Origin of the sequence: Prevotella amnii CRIS 21A-A (assembly GCF_000177355.1) — a bacterium.
Classification (GTDB): Bacteria; Bacteroidota; Bacteroidia; order Bacteroidales; family Bacteroidaceae; genus Prevotella; species Prevotella amnii.
In genome coordinates this window covers 21,687-38,791 of the sequence record NZ_ADFQ01000019.1, presented here as the reverse complement: position 1 = coordinate 38,791, position 17,105 = coordinate 21,687, and the positions used below count along the sequence as shown (strand labels likewise).

At 40.6% G+C, this 17,105-nt stretch carries 10 protein-coding genes; 6 read left to right on the top strand and 4 right to left on the bottom strand.

The window, feature by feature from the left end; all coding sequences use genetic code 11:
* Positions 1-13 precede the first annotated feature (13 nt).
* The gene (locus HMPREF9018_RS02530; protein WP_008447459.1) at positions 14-1,990 is read left to right on the top strand and encodes a portal protein; all 1,977 of its coding nucleotides are present in this window, start codon (positions 14-16) and stop codon (positions 1,988-1,990) included.
* Between the two features lie 126 nt (positions 1,991-2,116).
* Here the strand turns inward: HMPREF9018_RS02530 and HMPREF9018_RS02525 are convergent, their stop codons facing one another.
* Genes HMPREF9018_RS02525 through HMPREF9018_RS02515 form a run of 4 tightly spaced genes read right to left on the bottom strand, consistent with a single transcriptional unit; the run spans position 2,117 to position 5,464 of the window.
* Positions 2,117-2,449 (bottom strand): hypothetical protein, encoded by a 333-nt coding sequence (locus HMPREF9018_RS02525; protein WP_039864105.1) that lies wholly within the window; start codon positions 2,447-2,449, stop codon positions 2,117-2,119.
* A gap of 26 nt (positions 2,450-2,475) precedes the next feature.
* Complete coding sequence (locus tag HMPREF9018_RS02520; RefSeq protein ID WP_008447470.1) at positions 2,476-4,569, bottom strand: hypothetical protein; 2,094 nt, start codon at positions 4,567-4,569, stop codon at positions 2,476-2,478.
* The gene (locus HMPREF9018_RS10600) at positions 4,554-5,090 is read right to left on the bottom strand and encodes a rhomboid family intramembrane serine protease (protein ID WP_081452754.1); all 537 of its coding nucleotides are present in this window, start codon (positions 5,088-5,090) and stop codon (positions 4,554-4,556) included. The genes HMPREF9018_RS02520 and HMPREF9018_RS10600 overlap by 16 nt, the downstream gene beginning before the upstream one ends.
* Positions 5,030-5,464: a hypothetical protein gene (locus tag HMPREF9018_RS02515; RefSeq protein WP_039864103.1), complete on the bottom strand. Its 435-nt coding sequence runs from the start codon at positions 5,462-5,464 to the stop codon at positions 5,030-5,032. The genes HMPREF9018_RS10600 and HMPREF9018_RS02515 overlap by 61 nt, the downstream gene beginning before the upstream one ends.
* A 121-nt stretch (positions 5,465-5,585) precedes the next feature.
* On the opposite strand from HMPREF9018_RS02515, the gene HMPREF9018_RS02510 reads away from it, so the two are divergent.
* From HMPREF9018_RS02510 to HMPREF9018_RS02490, 5 genes are all read left to right on the top strand, one after another.
* The gene (locus HMPREF9018_RS02510) at positions 5,586-6,374 is read left to right on the top strand and encodes a hypothetical protein (protein WP_039864100.1); all 789 of its coding nucleotides are present in this window, start codon (positions 5,586-5,588) and stop codon (positions 6,372-6,374) included.
* Positions 6,375-6,414: 40 nt separating this feature from the next.
* A complete protein-coding gene (locus HMPREF9018_RS02505) occupies positions 6,415-7,869 on the top strand; it encodes an SU10 major capsid protein (protein ID WP_039864098.1) in 1,455 nt (484 codons plus the stop codon).
* Between the two features lie 66 nt (positions 7,870-7,935).
* The gene (locus HMPREF9018_RS02500) at positions 7,936-8,343 is read left to right on the top strand and encodes a hypothetical protein (RefSeq protein ID WP_008447452.1); all 408 of its coding nucleotides are present in this window, start codon (positions 7,936-7,938) and stop codon (positions 8,341-8,343) included.
* 14 nt (positions 8,344-8,357) lie between these two features.
* Positions 8,358-8,996: a hypothetical protein gene (locus HMPREF9018_RS02495; RefSeq protein ID WP_008447517.1), complete on the top strand. Its 639-nt coding sequence runs from the start codon at positions 8,358-8,360 to the stop codon at positions 8,994-8,996.
* Positions 8,993-17,077, top strand: coding sequence for a glycoside hydrolase family protein (locus HMPREF9018_RS02490; protein ID WP_008447504.1), 8,085 nt, complete (start codon positions 8,993-8,995; stop codon positions 17,075-17,077). Before HMPREF9018_RS02495 ends, HMPREF9018_RS02490 begins: the two co-directional genes overlap by 4 nt.
* Positions 17,078-17,105 lie beyond the last annotated feature (28 nt).

Here is a 17,105-nt window from a genome sequence, read left to right as displayed (position 1 = left end):
AAAACAAGAAGATATGCATACAGTTACAAAGAAAAAAGAAAAATTACTACCGATGAGCCAGATTGCACCAAAGGCAGATAGAGAAGAAATGGATACAGTTTCTTTTCGTTCGCATAACTTTGGCAGTCGTAGGGCTTTTGATATTCTTATGGAAGCGCAGCATTACTGGAACCAAATGGAGCAATTCCGAAAGGATAGACAACGTAACAAGCGTTATACATACGGAAGCCAATGGGACGATATGATATGTGTAGATGGTAAATCTATGACAGAGGAAGAATATATCAAGCAGCAAGGTAATGTTCCTCTAAAAAACAATCTTATTCGTAGGCTTGTGCGTAATGTGTTGGGGGTTTACCGTTCCCAGTCGAAAGAGCCGACTTGCACCGCACGGGACAGAGACGAACAGAAACTGGGAGAAACAATGTCTACCATTTTACAATGCAATATGCAGCTTAATCGAATGAGTGAAGTCTTTGCACGTACTATGGAGGAGTTTCTTATATCAGGCTTTATTGTACATCGTAAGAGTTATGGCTGGCGCAATGGTAAGGAAGATTGTTGGACGGACTATGTTCAGCCAAACAATTTCTTCATAGATAATAACATGAGAGATTTCAGAGGTTGGGATGTTAGTTGTTTAGGAGAGGTTCACGATGTGAGCTTTGGACAATTGTGTGAGCAGTTAGCCGAGTCTCCCGAAGACTATCAAAAGCTAAAAGAGATTTACAAATGGGCTGCACGCAAAGAATTTCTTGTCAATTATGCAGAACATTTTGGTTACAGTAGGCTTAATAATTACGATTTCCTCTTTACAAGTGAGCCTGGTCGATGTAGAGTAATCGAAGTATGGCGCAAAGAACAAAAACCTCGCTACCGATGCCATGATTATCAAAATGGCGATATATACAAGATTGAGGAAGAAGATTTTGAAAAAGAGGTTACTTTGGTTAATGCACAGCGTATGCAAATGGCTGAGGCTACAGGGATGCCACCAGAAGAAGTACCACTTGTCAAAGCTACTTGGTTTATGGACGATTATTGGTATTTCTACTACCTCACTCCATTCGGCGATATTCTGAAAGAGGGAGAAACTCCTTTTGAACATGGTAGCCATCCGTACGTGTTTAAGGCATATCCATTTATTGATGGAGAGATACATTCGTTTGTGGCAGATGTGATAGACCAGCAGCGATACACAAACCGTCTTATCACTCTTTACGACTGGATTATGCGTGCCAGTGCCAAAGGTGTATTACTTATGCCTGAGGATAGTTTACCTGATGGAGTAAGCATGGAAGATATTGCAGAGAGTTGGGCTGAGTTTAATGGTGTTATTGTCTTCAAGCCATCAAAAAGCGGTCAAATCCCCCATCAGGTAGCTAATAACTCTACAAATATAGGTATAACCGAACTTCTTAATTTGCAGCTCAAATTCTTTGAGGATATTTCAGGTGTTAATGGAGCATTACAGGGTAAACCTGGGTATGCAGGGACAAGTGCAGCTAAATACAACCAAGAAACTCAAAACGCTACAATGTCGCTTCTTGATATGTTGGAATGTTTCTCGTATTTCGTTGTCGATGGTGCTTACAAAGACGTGAAGAATATTCAACAATTCTATGATGGTAAGCGAGTATTCAATATTGCTGGTAAGACAAGCGCACAAATTGAATACGACCCAAAGAAGATTAGAGACGTTGAGTTTGATTTGTCGATAACAGAAAGCACAACAACTCCTGCTTATCGTCAGCTTGCAAATGATGTATTGATGCAGTTATGGCAAGCAAATGCCATCAGCGTGGAGCAGTTACTTGAACATGGTAATTTCCCATTTGCGGACGAATTGTTGCAGAGCATACAATCTCAGAAAGAACAGTTGCAACAGGGACAAACACCGCAAGGTGTATCTCCAGAGATTATGCAACAGGCGCAGCAGGGAGCAAATATGCAAGCTGTAAACCAATTACACCAAGCAATCGCATCATAACAATAAAAGGCGTAAGATTTATTCCTACGCCTTTTATATTATTTACCTTTATTATTCTTCCCCTTTCGGATATTCTCTAATGCCAGCGCATCATTCGTAAGTGTAGCAACACCATCGATGTCTTGCTTACTCTTTGTGCTGTATCTTCCCATCATACCATGCGTAATACTGTCGCTTTTTAAACTCAATAACTAAAGTAGAGAACTCCGCAGAACCATTTCTGTAAGGTGTAGCATAGAAGCACCCTCTTTCGAGGTCGGCAACAAAAGCCTTGCTGGTGATGTAGCCCTTATGCTTCAGCTTGCGAAAATTGAACCTATCCATAATTAGGAGTGTCTTCTTTTTACTTGATGAGGGCATTACATAGTAACGCTCGCCTGTTTTCTCGTGAGCCTCATCAGCTTTATTTACCGCTTTACGATAACGCAGATAGGCTTTGAATTTCTTAAATACATTCATAGTTTAACAATTTTGATAAATGAAACTTATATGGTGGCAGCAGATACTGCTTTTTTTTTCTTTGGCATTATTCTATTGACACGCAGAACAATTGTTGGTATAGGCATTTCGTAGAAACAAATATGTAAACCAATAGCACGTGTCATTAATAAGTCGTCATGCTTGCCTATGATAGCTCCAAATGCACCGTTCTGTTTCTTCTCATATACCACATATTCATCTAAGCAACGCTCATCACGTTCTATGTATAGATGTTCACGCACTACCTTGATAAGCGTTGATATAATCATTGGCTTGGTAGCTACATTTGTATGGAAGCCGTATTTGCGAGGAATACCCTCTCGTATCTCATCTTCCGTCTGCTTGCGTGCATAGAGGTTAGGATAAACGTCTTTAATCTGATTGAGGATAAAGTGAGACAAATCACCATCAACAGAACGCTCCTTGTCGTGCGTTTCAAGCGTGTTGCTCTCAATTACCAACAGGGAGTTATCATAGAACGCAGCTATCTGTGCAGCTTTCCATGCAAGTATATCCATATCAATATGTCCATACCACTGCGCTACTACTTGCGGTCTACCACCGTCCATCATGAAAAGGCGGTCGATTACCAATATTACAGACCAGTCTGCTTTTTTAGAACGTCCACCAATATCAACAATAGTAACGTATCTATTGGTTACAATTTCCTTATCGTCTATTTCAGGCAAATCCCATACCCACAGAAGCCCTTGTGCGTCTTCTGTAAAGCGCAGGTTCTTCAAAGCATTCTTACCTTCATCTTCATCAGCATAAACATCACCAATTAGCTTAGGAGGTTTACATGAAGCTCGGAAAGTATCAACCTTATACTTATCGAATACACGTTCACCTGAATGAACAAAAGCCTCAACATCATCAGATGGATATTCAGAAGCCATTGGTGCGTGTTCGTTGTACTTCGCACGTTCTTGTACATACCAATTGATAGCTTCCAATGTTGCACCCTTCTGCCAAAGCCACCAAAGATACCTACCACTTTCCGCACGTGCAGAAGATGGTGTTGTATTGTTTTTATTTTTCCAAAGCCATATAGCGAAGTCTGCTTTTTCATCATCATTATCAAATGGCAAAGAATACTGTTCAATATCAAACCAAGATACAAACATAGCTTCAAACTGTGAAGTTCCACGCTTTGCTGCATCGTATTCACGTTGGAAGAAGTTTCCCGTACCATTAGCCGTACTCTCATAGACAATCATCGTATAGGGTTTTAACAAGACACCCGAACAGGCAGAACGCACAATATCTTCAGGTTTTTTTCCGTCAGTAGTCTTCCATAGTCCAACCTCGGACAAATGCACAAGGTTGTAATCTCCACCACGACAAGAGTCTGGGCGTTCAGCAGTACCAATCTTTATCTTACAATTACGTTGTGGTACACGATGGATAGACCCTGAATGTCCTACACCTACCAGTTTAGACTCGTTCTCATTGTATGTTTCTCCCAGCTTATAGAGCATAGATATAGGGTAAGCCTTAATCATACGATCGAACATATCCTTGATTTCATCAGAACCTGCACCTTGATGAGCAATGATAAGAGAATTAAGTCCGACTTTATGAATGAGTTGTAACCATGCCATATACAGCTGTGAAGTTGTTGAACCACCCCATTGGCGAGCCTTTAACAACACTATTCGTATAGGTTTGTTGGCTTTACGAAGTGCTTCAAGACGTTCTACAAACTTTCTCTGCGGACGTGTCAGGCGAAATAGGACATCATCTCCACCGCCCTTGTTCTTGATGTACACATACATAGCAGCCCAAAATGCAAAATCATACCTGCATCGTAGGCGCACGAATTGTTCTATAACTTTCAGACGGTCTTCTTCGCTATACTCTACCGCCAGTTCAATAGTTAGAAAATGTTTGATGCTTCCGCATTTCATCAGTAATTTAACCAATAGAAGATTAAGCATTTCGACTGGTAGATATTGTGTCTCTAATGGGAAATCGTCAATATGTACTTCTGTACGTTTCCCTATAGAGCCAATACCACTGATAGGGTCGAACCACTGATAGACATCGGCATTGCGCTTGTTGTTCTCTTTTAGTATGCTCACTACTTCTTTCTGCATATTGTTATAGGATAGTTAAGAAGTGAAAACACGACCCCACACAAATAACAATACAGATGTAACCAAGCATTAGTATTGGGGAAGAAGAAACCAACAATAAGATAAAACAGCATCCACGACTGGTAGTATAGTTTCTTTCTTACTTCAAAGGAGATAGAGCCAAATAGAAAAAATACAATACCTGACATACCTACCGTTGGCAAAGGTGGAAATGATATAAAGGATGACAAAGTGTCAATAGGAAAACTTACAGATACAATATACGCTACGAATACCCTCGTAAGTTTTATGTCATAGATAAACATCAGGCATATAAAACACCAAGCATTAAGTGAGGCATGTACCACACTGGCATGAAAAAAAGGGTAGAGTAATCTCCCTATCCACGAGCCTCCTGCATAGATACCAATTGAGTACCAATTAGAGGAACCTATTAAAGAAAGTACAATAACTGCAAATGCTAAAAGCAATGACGTAGCCTTTTCTTTCTTTCTTCGAAACGTCTTTTCTTTTCCTTGCATATCATTACTCCTATACTTTCTGCTGTAAGATAAAATTTCGGAGCAGGTTGTTCTACAACAATCTCACAACATTTTTTTATTGTCCAAGAAGGGTGCAGCTTTCGCAAAGTCTTAACTCGTCTGAATATCTCTTGAAACATTTCTCTTTTAGACGGTAACATATTTTTAAGCTGGGATCCCTTAAACATTGCATACATCATCTTGCTTGCCCATATACTTGACACCCAAAAACGTGGTGCAGGTATATTAGCTATATGTTTACAAATATAAGAGGTGTCGATGTATTCACATGATGAAATATATTCATCATAGATGCGCATTATGCTTTCGATGCGCTCTTGAGAATGCTCCATTAAAGAACCTCGTTTCTTCATATTTACCTTATCTACGTTTCAAAGTTACTAATAAAAACAATAATACTTATACCTAAAACTAATATTTTACAATGTATATTTGCAGTAAAACAATCATCAAAATATAAAATCATAAAAGATTATGGCTGATAGTACAACAGTTAGAAGTAATCGAGACAAGTTTTCGGAAAGGATGAAAAATAAATATCCTGACCGACAATTTGATGATGATGAGACTTTATTTAGTCAAATCAATGACGATTACGATAATTATGACAAAGAGGTAGCAGGGTATAAGGAAAGAGAAAAGGCTTTTTCCGACCTATTTACGAGCGACCCTCGTAGTGCAGCATTCCTTACCAATTGGCGTAAGGGTGGTAATCCTGCCATTGAATTGGTACGTATGTTTGGAGAAGACTTTGTAGAGGAGCTTCAAGACCCTGCAAAGCAAGAAGAAGTTGCAAAGGCAAGTAAAGAATATGCTGAGCGAGTTGCTAAGGAGAAAGACTTTGATGAACAATATCAAAAAAATATCTCCGAAACTTACGATACCATTACTGCAATTCAAGAAGATAAAGGCTGGAGCGATGAAGAGGTAGACCAAATTATGGAGTTCCTTATAAACATTATGAAAGATGGTATACTCGGCAAATTTTCACGTGAGAGTATAGAGATGGCATCAAAAGCTATTAACCATGATGCCAACGTCGAAGAAGCTGCACACGAGGGCGAGGTAAGAGGACGAAACGCAAAGATTGAGGAGAAGTTGAAAAAGTCCTCACGAAATGATGGTACTGCCAATCTCAATGGAAAGAATGGAGGTGGGAAGGCACAGAAGCCACTTCCAGAGCTAGGAGCTATTGGACGGTACGATGGCAATCAAACTATTTGGGAACGAGGAGGTGAGAAACGAAAAACCTATAACCGATAACAAATATCACTCATATATAAATTTCATAATAACAAAAGCAATGAAAACATTACGAAAAAGTTCAAGTTTTCTTTATCGCATTATGCTGACGGTGTTGGCATTTGTGACGGGTGCATCAAATGGTGTGCTTATGGCTGATGCCTCTGCACTTCCCGATGCAGGAAAGACCAGCGCAGGAGCTGAGGGAGATGGAAGTAAACAGACCACCGCAGGTATTGCTACCGAAACACAGGGGCGCACAGACGGTGATGGTAACTTCTACATGAGCGATGTAGACCAGCGCATCGTTAAAATTCGACCAATGGCTACTCCTGTAGACCAGATTAGCCGTTATGCTAAGTCAAGTTCTTGCGACTCATTTGAGGTTAAGTACTACTCCGTAGGAACACGAGAGATTAAGTGTACTACAACGAAGCAGGTAGATGCTATGAGTAGCGGTGCAAGTACCTCTTTGCCTGTAAGCGATACCAATATGTTCACTCTTGACGATACTATCCGTGTTGTAGGAGTTAAGGGTGTTACTGACCCCAATACAGGAAAGGCTTATGAGGGTAGCAACATTCCAGACCTTGTATTGTGTGTATGTGGTAAGGATGCATCAACTAATCTACCTACAGTCTATGCCGTAAATGGCGCAATGGATTCTACAAGTAAGCAGCCTATCTTTGTTCCACAGATTAAGAGCGGTGCAACCCTTGTAAGAATGGGTAAAGCATGTGGAGAATTAGATGTTCAGACAGGTCGTTTCAACAACATTCCTATGCCTGAGACGCAGTACTGTCAAAACTTTATGATACAGGTTGAACAATCTACCTTCGATAAGATAGCTGCAAAGGAGGTAAACTGGAACTTCTCTGACCTTGAAGAGGACGGTATCTATGATATGCGCCTTGCAATGGAAAACACCTATCTTTTTGGTGTAAAGAATGTTATCAAGCACATTGCCAAAGAGGGTATGAACACATGGTTCACTGGTGGTATCTGGTGGATGGCTGGTAAAGACATCGAAGTTGGCGAGTGGGATACAGAAAAGAAGTGTGCAGTAATTTCGGACGAGAACCTTGTAGATATTACTAAAGATTTATTTGTCGGCACAGGTATTGGTAATAAGCGTAAGATTTTGTTCTGTGGTTCTGACATGCTTTCCGCATTCTCTAAGATTAAGAGCGATAAGTTCCGTTTGAAAGATACTGTCGAAGTATGGAACTTGAAATTTAAGTCTTGGGATACAGACTTCGGAGAAGTACTAACTATTCATCACGAGTTGTTTGATGTGAACGGCATGAGTGATTGCGGTTTTGCAATGGATCCTGAATACCTTTCTAAGAAGACACACGTTTCTTGGGCGCGTAATGTCCTTGACTTGAAGACCGCAGGTATCCGTAACACCGATGCAGTAGTTATTCAGGAAGTGAGCTGTTTATACTTGCGCTATGCTAAGGCACACGCACGAATGAAACTTGCACAAGCACCCCAGTCTTATAAGAAGAACTAATAAAAATAACATTACAAAAGGGGGTGGGATAATTAACATCCCATCCCTTTCTTAATTATAATAGATATGATAAAGCATTATAGTTCGGACTCAAATATTGCGGTAAACTTAGTTCTGCGTAGTGGCAAAAGTACGCACATAGCCTTTGTCCCATTATCAAGTGGTGGTAGTACTTTTTCAACCAATATCGAGGATATTCAAAAAGCCCTTGAAAATCATTACCGATTTAACTCTCTCTTCAAACTTGACAGAGCAGAAGACGAGAACGCACCAAAGACTACACCTCTGCAAGAAACAAGTAAGGAAGATACGACAGTATCATCAAATGGTCTCCGTAAGATTACTGTACACGATGAGGGAGAAGCAAAAGACTACTTAGCTGATGTGTTAGGTGTTAGTCGAACCAAACTCCGCTCCTCAAAAGCCATCGTGGATGCAGCAACTGCAAACGGCATTGAGTTTGAGGGATTGTAATAGAGGTTATAGGTATGAAAGTTTATCGTCTTGAAGAAATAGCAAAAGATGTCCGTATTGCCATAGACCAAAATATGTCAAGTGAAACACTTAGTGATTTTGGCGATGTGGACACGCTTTCTCTTAATGACATTATCAAATCAAAGATAGTTGATGCCATTAGGAGAGTTCACAGTAAAGCTCCTTCCTACTTACTTGACAGTGGAAGTAACTTTGGCGATGCTATCTATTGGAAAGAGCTTGAAAGCGGTTGGTGTCTACTCCCTGAAGACTTTATGCGCCTTGTAGTATTCCAGATGGACGATTGGGAAAGACCTGTTTACCACGCTATCAGTGAAGATGATGAAGAATATGAGAAGCAAAGCAGTCGTTTCAAGGGCATACGTGGTACTGCACAAAAGCCTGTTTGTGCCATTGCTATACGTCCCGAAGGAAGAGTGCTTGAGTTCTATTCCTGCAAGAGTACAGATGCTATGGTTAGTAGAGCAGTTTATATTCCATATCCTAAAATTGATGATGATGGTGGAGTACAGATTTGCGAACGCTGCTATCAAGCAGTAATATATACTATAGCATCATTAGTATTAACAACATACGGCAATGCAGACCAAAGTAAGGCTTTGTCGGAACTGACTAAATCAACATTAATATGAGTTCAATAAAAAACACACAGATAGACGGTGATGTTTCCGTTGGGCGCAATGTCTCTATTGGTGGTAACACAACTATTCAAGGAAATGGTCATATAAAAGGCGGTTTTAAGGTAGATGGTTGGCTTGAAGCCAAAAATATAAAGGGTGCGAACAAAGGTATATTTACCACTGTTGAGAAATTACGTGAAGCCTATCCATTGCCACATGATGGTTGGTGGGCTATTGTAGGGCGTTCACTCCCCAGTCCTATTTACGTTGCAGACGGTGGAGTATGGGTAGCTACTGGAGGAAGTGGTGGTAATCCTACAGTAGATAGTGAGCAGCACAATAATAACATTGCAAAGCTACAAGCAGACATTAGCGAAAACTCCAATAAGATAAAAGCACTTGAAGTACAAAGTACTACACAAAGGGATAGTGTAAATCAAACTCGTGAAGCAGTTGTGAAAGCACAACAGACTGCAGAGAATGCAAAGAAAGCAGCATCTGATGTGAATGCTGAATTAACCACTATAAAAGACTCGAAAGGCAAGGCAAATGGTATTGCACCTTTAGACGAAGAAGGCAAAGTATCATCTGCTCATTTGCCGAGTTACGTCGATGATGTCATAGAGTTTGATAGTTGCTTGGATAGCTTGACAGCACAGCAGCAAGCTACAGATAAGTCATCAAAAGATGAACATACTAAAGTCGTCTACAACAGAGCTAAGAATAAGTTTGTATTAGCAGTAGCATCAGACGAAGATAGTACAACCACATATTACGGTGATTGGTCTGGTGCGGACAATTACGGTACTGCGTCTAAAGATGGTCGCACCCCTGCAAGTGGTAAAGTATATATTGATTCTTCTGACAATATTACCTATAGGTGGAGTGGGACGAAATTAGCTCCCATTGGCTCAGACCTTGCACTCGGCTATACAAGTAGCACTGCATTTCCTGGTTACGATGGAAAGCAGCTGCAAGATGATATGACCGATGTCAAGAAGCGTGTTTCTACGTTGGAGAGCAGTAATTCTAATACGGTAACGCAGATTAAGGCACGTGGCGTTATCAATGTTAATAAGCTATTAGGTCAAGAGAATGGCGATATGACATTCTCTGTAGCTCTATCAAAGATTGATGAGCTGCCAAATAAAGCAGATTATCAGATAGCAGGTATTGTCCTTACTTTCAATACTCCTAATAATGGTTGGCAGTCAAAGCAATGGGTGAACACCGAGGCGTGGAACAAAGAGGGAAACTGGAAAGATTTTGGTACAAATGGTAGTAACATTGGAAACATTCTCAATGTAAACACTATATGCTCAGACGTTGAATACACATTAAGTACAGCTATTAAAGCCGTTCAGAACTTAGAAAAACAAAGTGGATTTAAGTATTTTAAGAGCGGTGTAGTACTAACATTCAAGACTGCTGACAATGATAGTAACGGTGCTCCTGTGTGGTCGACATTCCAATTTACTCGTGAAGTACCAGACATCAATCCAGCAGATTTGAAGCCATGGGTTGCCTTTGGAGGTGGAGGTACAGCAAAGGTAGAAGTATCTGACACCCCTGAGCAAAATGGAGAAAAGGCTTTTTCAACAGGTGGAGCTTATTCTAAGATACCAACAAACATCAAACTCAACACAGAGACCGAAGGTGTTGTGAAATTGCAGCTTGTCAATGAAGCCGATGAGGGTGTAGGAGATGAGCAACAGTTTACTGTTGGTACAAGTGGAAACACAAGTGGAACAACCATTGCCATAGCTTTTAAGGAAAACCCATTGTATGGAAAGGCTGGTGGTTCATTTATCTGCCATGCTGCTATTATGAGTATTACTAAGGCTGGAAGCCAAGAGACAAGCAACAGTATTACAAACGTGCAGTTTGTAGACCGTACAACAAAGAAAGTCGTTGCTACATTCGACACAAAGAAACCATCATCTTCAACTTTGGAAGACTATAGCTTTGTCTTTGATTTGAGTTCACTCTATGTAAATGCAGGACAAGGGAGTTTACAGATGCAGGTCGTTGATGACGGAGGGAATACAGCACGTAAGAACCTCTCCGTTACATCTGTCGATGTTACTTGTGTCAGTGCGCAGACACTCAACTATACGAAAGATACCAGTCTAGAAGTCGGTGGTAAGCCCAAAAACATTCTCATGTTTTCATACCCCAACAACAGTAGTGATAAGGGTGTCAAGACTACTATAGAGATTTATCGTGATGGCTCTTGGAAAACACTTGCCACTCCTATAATTACCGATACATACTCGCATACTGTGAACATTGATCCTACAGGATTATCTCATGGAGCATACCCTATCCGCATACAGGGACAAGATGTCTCATCAGGGGTAAAGGGTAATGTTCTGTATACTGCCGTTATGGTAATTCAACAGGATAGTAGCCTTGATGACTACGATAAACCTATTGTTGTAGCACGGTGGAGTGATAATAGTGATGGTAAAAAGAAACTTTACTCTACCATTTCTTTTGATGTTGCAGTATATCAACGTAGCACTTCACGCCCCGAAGCAACTGTAACACTTACAAATGTAGCAGGAGGGAAAGTAGAAACTGTTACAAAGCAGATAATGGTTCGTGAAAAAACTTTCACTATCAGCAAGCGATTAGTTAGCTATGCAGAAAATGACCAGCTAACATTTGATGTTACGTGTGGAGCAAGCTCTTTGGTTGAACTTTATAAAATTACTATCAGCGGTACACTATTACCTATCAGCGAAACAGAGGGTGCTTTGTTTAAGATAAATATGTCCGAGAGAAGTAATGCCGACAGTGATAAGACCATTACGACACAGACAACTGATGGGCAAAAGATTGATATTGCGGTAAAAGGTTCTAACTATTCAACCAACGGCTTTGTCAAGGATAGTTTCGGTACAAGTAGCTATGGCACTACAGATGATAACGGACGTATGGCATTGCGCATTGCAGAAGATGTTTCAGCAGTATTCAGCTATCATCCATTTGCTTCTAACAGTATAGAAACAAACGGTATGGCGCTTTCGTTTACAGTTATGACGAAAAACGTTGCAGATAACCACACACATATTATTAAGTGTATGGGAGAGAAACTTGGTTTCATACTCACTGGAGAAGAACTTATCCTTGCGACAAATGGTTCTCTTACAGATGCTGCAACAACGGCAATAGTACCATACGTTAATAATAAGGTAACACGCTTCGATATTGTAATTGAACCATCAGCCATTGCGCCATATAGTGGTATTGGTGTAATTAAAATATTCCGTAATGGAGATGAGGCTGGTGCTGTAGCCTATAAAGCTGGAGAGCTTACAAACCATTATACACCTATCAGTTTTGACGGGCATAAAGCAGATTTATATCTATATGATATAACAGTTTGGAACACATACTATAACTTTATTCAAGCATGTAATAACTATATTGTAGGGCTTACAGATACGGCGGCAATGTTTAACGAATACGAGGAGAATGATGTTCTTGCGAGTGTTACAGCAGAAGGGACTACAAAAGAGAGACCAACCATGCAAAAGTGTCTTGATGCAGGACTTATGGTGTGTGCTATATGTAAGAACCCAGACACAGAGGATATAGCAGCCAATTACCCTGATTATCTTGAAGCTAAGGACGGTGACAAGAAGACAAAACAGATTGTAGATTGGTATTGTTATTTCCCTGACCGACCTTGGCAGGATTGTAAGATTATTGGTATCTCGCAGACCAATCAGGGAACTACATCTTCTTGGAGACCTATAAAGAACAAGAAGGGAAAAATGAAGAGGGCTATTGTAACCTTGTTGCATACACGAGAAGAAATTGCAGCAATGTTCCCTGGCAATTCCGAAGCTCTTGCAAAGTATGATAAGTGTGTATCTATGGCAGCAAAGCACCGTGTTCAAATTGTTGATGGTGGTAATTTTACAAAGATCTTTACTATTAAGGTAGACTATTCTGATAGTTGTGGCGCTCACAATGGTGCCATGATGGAACTAATGAACGATACGCAGATAGCTTTGGGAAAGGCTTACATGACCCCCGCTCAGATTTACAATGAAGGGGAATATGAAATCCACACAAGTATAGATAGCGTACCTTGTGCATTATTTCGTACTGATAGCAAGATGAACCATAACGATGCCGAAAATCCGACCAAAGCTTATTTCCACGCAAAAGCCAACTTCAATGCTGATAAAGGCGATGCAGACTTCTTTGGCTTCAAAGGGGTAAACGGATATAGTAAGAAGTGCCTCAATTATGGTGACTTTATAGAACTCGTAGCAGCACAGAATCAAACACTAACAGTTTTTAAGTCGCAAGTGTTAGCAGACACCACCCAATTAATTGCAGGAAATATCTATGTTCTTAGTGAGTATTGTGGTGATAAGCATATTGTGATTGAGAATGATGGTAAAGGTACTATGCGAGAGGTACAGGCTGTAGAAAAGCCTGTTGCAGTCGACAAAACGCTTGCAGAAGTTCTTACAGATGATGTTAAGAACTACACTTGGCAGAACGTGTACAAGACCAGTGATAACCACTATGTACAGTATCAAGGTGGAAACTGGATAGACACTACTGGCAATATGACCTTTAACAAGGCTACTAAGAAGTGGAGTGTTACGGGACGAGTTGTAAATCCAACAGAGTGCTATGAATACTTAAAGTATGATAGCCTATGTTGGGGTCAGGGCGTGAACAGTCTTGATGACATGATGCGTATCGACCCTGCAATAGGAGCACCAATCTGGATGAGTTATTATGAAACTCGATATCCTGATGATGACAATCTTGAAGCGCTTTACAAAGCAGGCAAAAAAGTCCCTTATAACCTTTATAAGTGGCTTGTGTTCTCACAGCAATGTAACCAACATCAGACAGAAGCAAATGGAAACATTACACTTGGTGATGTCTCAGTGCCAGGTACAAAGGAAAATCGTCTAAAGAAATGGCAGCAAGAAGTGCATAAGCACGCCAACCCATATTCATTGTGTTGCTATACAATTGCGTCCGATTACAAGGCAGCAGTAGACCAGCGTAGTAAGAATATGATGATTGCCTTCTATTTGGAGCCAGATGGAACGATACGAGCCTACTTCAACCATTGGTACGATGGAGATTGTGTAGACGGCAGCGACAATGACTGTGGTCTTACAATTCCTTGGGATATGGATGCCGTCACTTCACATCTATATCAAGGTTGGGATAGTGTAACATTCGTACAGACGTATGCAGCACCAAACTTATGGATAGATGATAGTGGCACAACAACCATCACACTACATGATGTGGCTGATGCAATGCGAAAAGCAGAGCGCAATAACCGCAAAGTTTTCTCCGCTGATGGCTGTTACCATTACTGGATAACAAAGAGATTAAGCAAATGGGCAAAGGTTACAAGTTCATTTGATGGAGAACGTAAGTACATTCAGAGTTCTACCTCTGCTGCTAATTATTTTTACGCATTGCATGGGTTGAGACTTGAAGATTTACCCGATTATCAGCGTAAGCGTTTTAAGTTGCGTGATGGCTTCTATAAAGTGGGCGATCTTTATACAGCACCTTTCAAGGCTCGTATGATGGGAGTTATCAATATTAAGATTACAGCTGCTCAGGACGGCTTCTTCGGTTTGGGAGAAGACCGTGCAGATACAGTAACAGATAGTTGCTATTTGAAAGCTGGTGAGAGCTATACCTTACGTTCTAATGATGCTCAAGAAAGTGGCAAGATGATTTATATCTTTGGTGCTGATAAACTTGGAGTACTTGATATTTCAGCGTGTACACCTAAGCAGGAAGCGTTCGATATAAGTACTTGCACACTATTGGAAGAATTGATTGTTGGCGGAGAAAGCTATACACCTGCCTACACAACAGGAATTCTGACTTCTCTTAATCTTCCTGCAATGCCATTCTTAAAGAAGATAGATATACAACATACCAAGGTACTTAGTGTGAGAGCAGAAAACTGCCCACGCTTAAAGACAGTCCTTGCGAAAGGAAGTACCCTTAAAGCATTTACACCAGCAGAGGCTTGCCCTTTGGAGGTTGCAGAGTTTCCTGCGAGCATGACGGATATTGTATTTGTCAACATGCCAAATATAACATATCCTAATGGGGGCTTAACATACGAGGGACTAAGCAAGGTAAACACAATTAAGATAAGTGGTTGTGCCAATATAGACCCAATACAGGTACTTGAAGATGTTATAACAGCAGGTGCAACAATCAGCACAGTGTCTATTCAGAATATAGAATGTACTAAAAAAGATACGGCACTAACAGCGATGAAGGCAATGGGTACACGTGGTATTGGTTCTGAACAGAAAACACTTTGCGATGGTCTCAGTGGTATTTGGACTCTTAATAAGTATATTGAAGAAGAAATCCTTGCATCTTTACAGGGGTATTATCCGAACTTAACTATTCATCAGTCGCAATACACCATGATTGTATTTGATGACACTATAGATGACCCTGCAAACATTTCCAATCTTGACAACAACACTGGTAAGCAGTTCGATAACGAGTTTGTAGCAAGTGGTCACGTTACCAAGATACGCAAGAACTTAATCCCTGTCAAAGGAAAGCTGAATACAGAACGAGATGTTTGGGAAGGTGTGAAGATTTCGGAAGAGAACTATCACAACTTAGCAAATGGAGAAGAGTTTGACTATAAGGATAAGGCAGCTGGTGGGTATGATGTTATGATGCGTTGCCCAACACTGTGGTATAAAGGCATTAATGACTTCAAGAACCAAAAGAAGTATATTGCATGGAGTAGCCTTGAAGACAAGCCACTGTCAAGTGCCAAGAAGACTACACGCAAAACGTTGAGTGATATTCTTCTAAAAGCCAACACTGGTGTTATGTCGGAGAGTATTTCGGAGAACGAAAGTACTCTTGGAAGCGCAGGAGTTCTTGCAGATGTTTTAAACGTTAACACCTACAAGATTGATGTAGAGGGCATGAAGCAAGTGAGATATCCAGGTATGAACAACTCTACTATTGGCGCATGCTTTGTAAATGCAGATGGTTTGATTATCTCCAAATATAACATGACTATTGGTAATACGTTATTTGATTTTGTAGATGGGGACTATATCTTTATAGAAGTACCACATGGTGCAAAGAGTTTTATATTCTCTTCTCGCAATACCAACGCAGAATTAGAAGCTATAGCAGTAGACAGTTCGGAGGTAGAAGCTATTGAACCCGATTGGGTACGCAGCGAAGAATGGCTTGGTGGTGTTTATCAGGCATCGGTAGATAGCTTGTTACGCTTACGTTCTGTTTCAGATGCTCCAGTAGGCTCAGGAGACGGTGAGGACAAAACATCTCCTGAATGGCAGTATGACGAGAATGGAGAACCGAAAAACATGCCTGTAAATACAATTCACTATACTGGAAAAGATTTTCAGAATATAGCACATAGGAGAGGAAAGGGTTACCAGCTATTTGACTACGAAATGTCTAAGTTGATGGCAATACTTTGGTTTTCCCTTAATGGCACACGTGATGCGCAGCTTGTATGTGGTTACGGAAGAAGTTCAATAGGTACTACTACTGGTTTTCGTGATGATATTGGTAATACTGACAGTAAGCGTAATGACAATGAATATAACAAGTGCCTTGGCTTTGAGAGTTTCTTCGGTTGTTTGTGGGAGTTTATGGATTATGTTGCCATAAACGTTCCAACGTATGAGCAGTTTATGAAAGACAAGTGTGTACCTGCCGATACATATCCGCTTGATACTGTATGGCATATCTACGACCCATTGACAAAGACAGAACGCACCGTACAGGGGTTAAATATAAATAACTACTGTATTGCAAGAACAAAACATGGCAGATATTGTGATGTCATTGTGTCTAAATGTAATTCAGACAACATAAGGTCGGCTTTTAACTATACTGATGAATATCATCATTCTCAAGATAGAGGCGTTTTTATCATTCGTAGCGGTGGGCAAGCGAGAGCTTATGGCGGTCTCGTCTTTGCGAATTCGAGATACACATCATCGAGATCGTTCTCTGATACTGGTTCTCGGCTTGCCTTCAGAGGAAAAATAGAGATAAGCGAATAAAGCGAGAAGCGCAGAGCGTCGGCGGGTA

What these genes read in the sequence shown, in the direction of transcription:
- HMPREF9018_RS02530 (WP_008447459.1), top strand. Translation starts at nt 14, where the DNA reads ATGCATACAGTTACAAAGAAAAAAGAAAAATTACTACCGATGAGCCAG.
- HMPREF9018_RS02525 (WP_039864105.1), bottom strand. Translation starts at nt 2,449, where the DNA reads ATGAATGTATTTAAGAAATTCAAAGCCTATCTGCGTTATCGTAAAGCG.
- HMPREF9018_RS02520 (WP_008447470.1), bottom strand. Translation starts at nt 4,569, where the DNA reads ATGCAGAAAGAAGTAGTGAGCATACTAAAAGAGAACAACAAGCGCAAT.
- HMPREF9018_RS10600 (WP_081452754.1), bottom strand. Translation starts at nt 5,090, where the DNA reads ATGCAAGGAAAAGAAAAGACGTTTCGAAGAAAGAAAGAAAAGGCTACG.
- HMPREF9018_RS02515 (WP_039864103.1), bottom strand. Translation starts at nt 5,464, where the DNA reads ATGAAGAAACGAGGTTCTTTAATGGAGCATTCTCAAGAGCGCATCGAA.
- HMPREF9018_RS02510 (WP_039864100.1), top strand. Translation starts at nt 5,586, where the DNA reads ATGGCTGATAGTACAACAGTTAGAAGTAATCGAGACAAGTTTTCGGAA.
- HMPREF9018_RS02505 (WP_039864098.1), top strand. Translation starts at nt 6,415, where the DNA reads ATGAAAACATTACGAAAAAGTTCAAGTTTTCTTTATCGCATTATGCTG.
- HMPREF9018_RS02500 (WP_008447452.1), top strand. Translation starts at nt 7,936, where the DNA reads ATGATAAAGCATTATAGTTCGGACTCAAATATTGCGGTAAACTTAGTT.
- HMPREF9018_RS02495 (WP_008447517.1), top strand. Translation starts at nt 8,358, where the DNA reads ATGAAAGTTTATCGTCTTGAAGAAATAGCAAAAGATGTCCGTATTGCC.
- HMPREF9018_RS02490 (WP_008447504.1), top strand. Translation starts at nt 8,993, where the DNA reads ATGAGTTCAATAAAAAACACACAGATAGACGGTGATGTTTCCGTTGGG.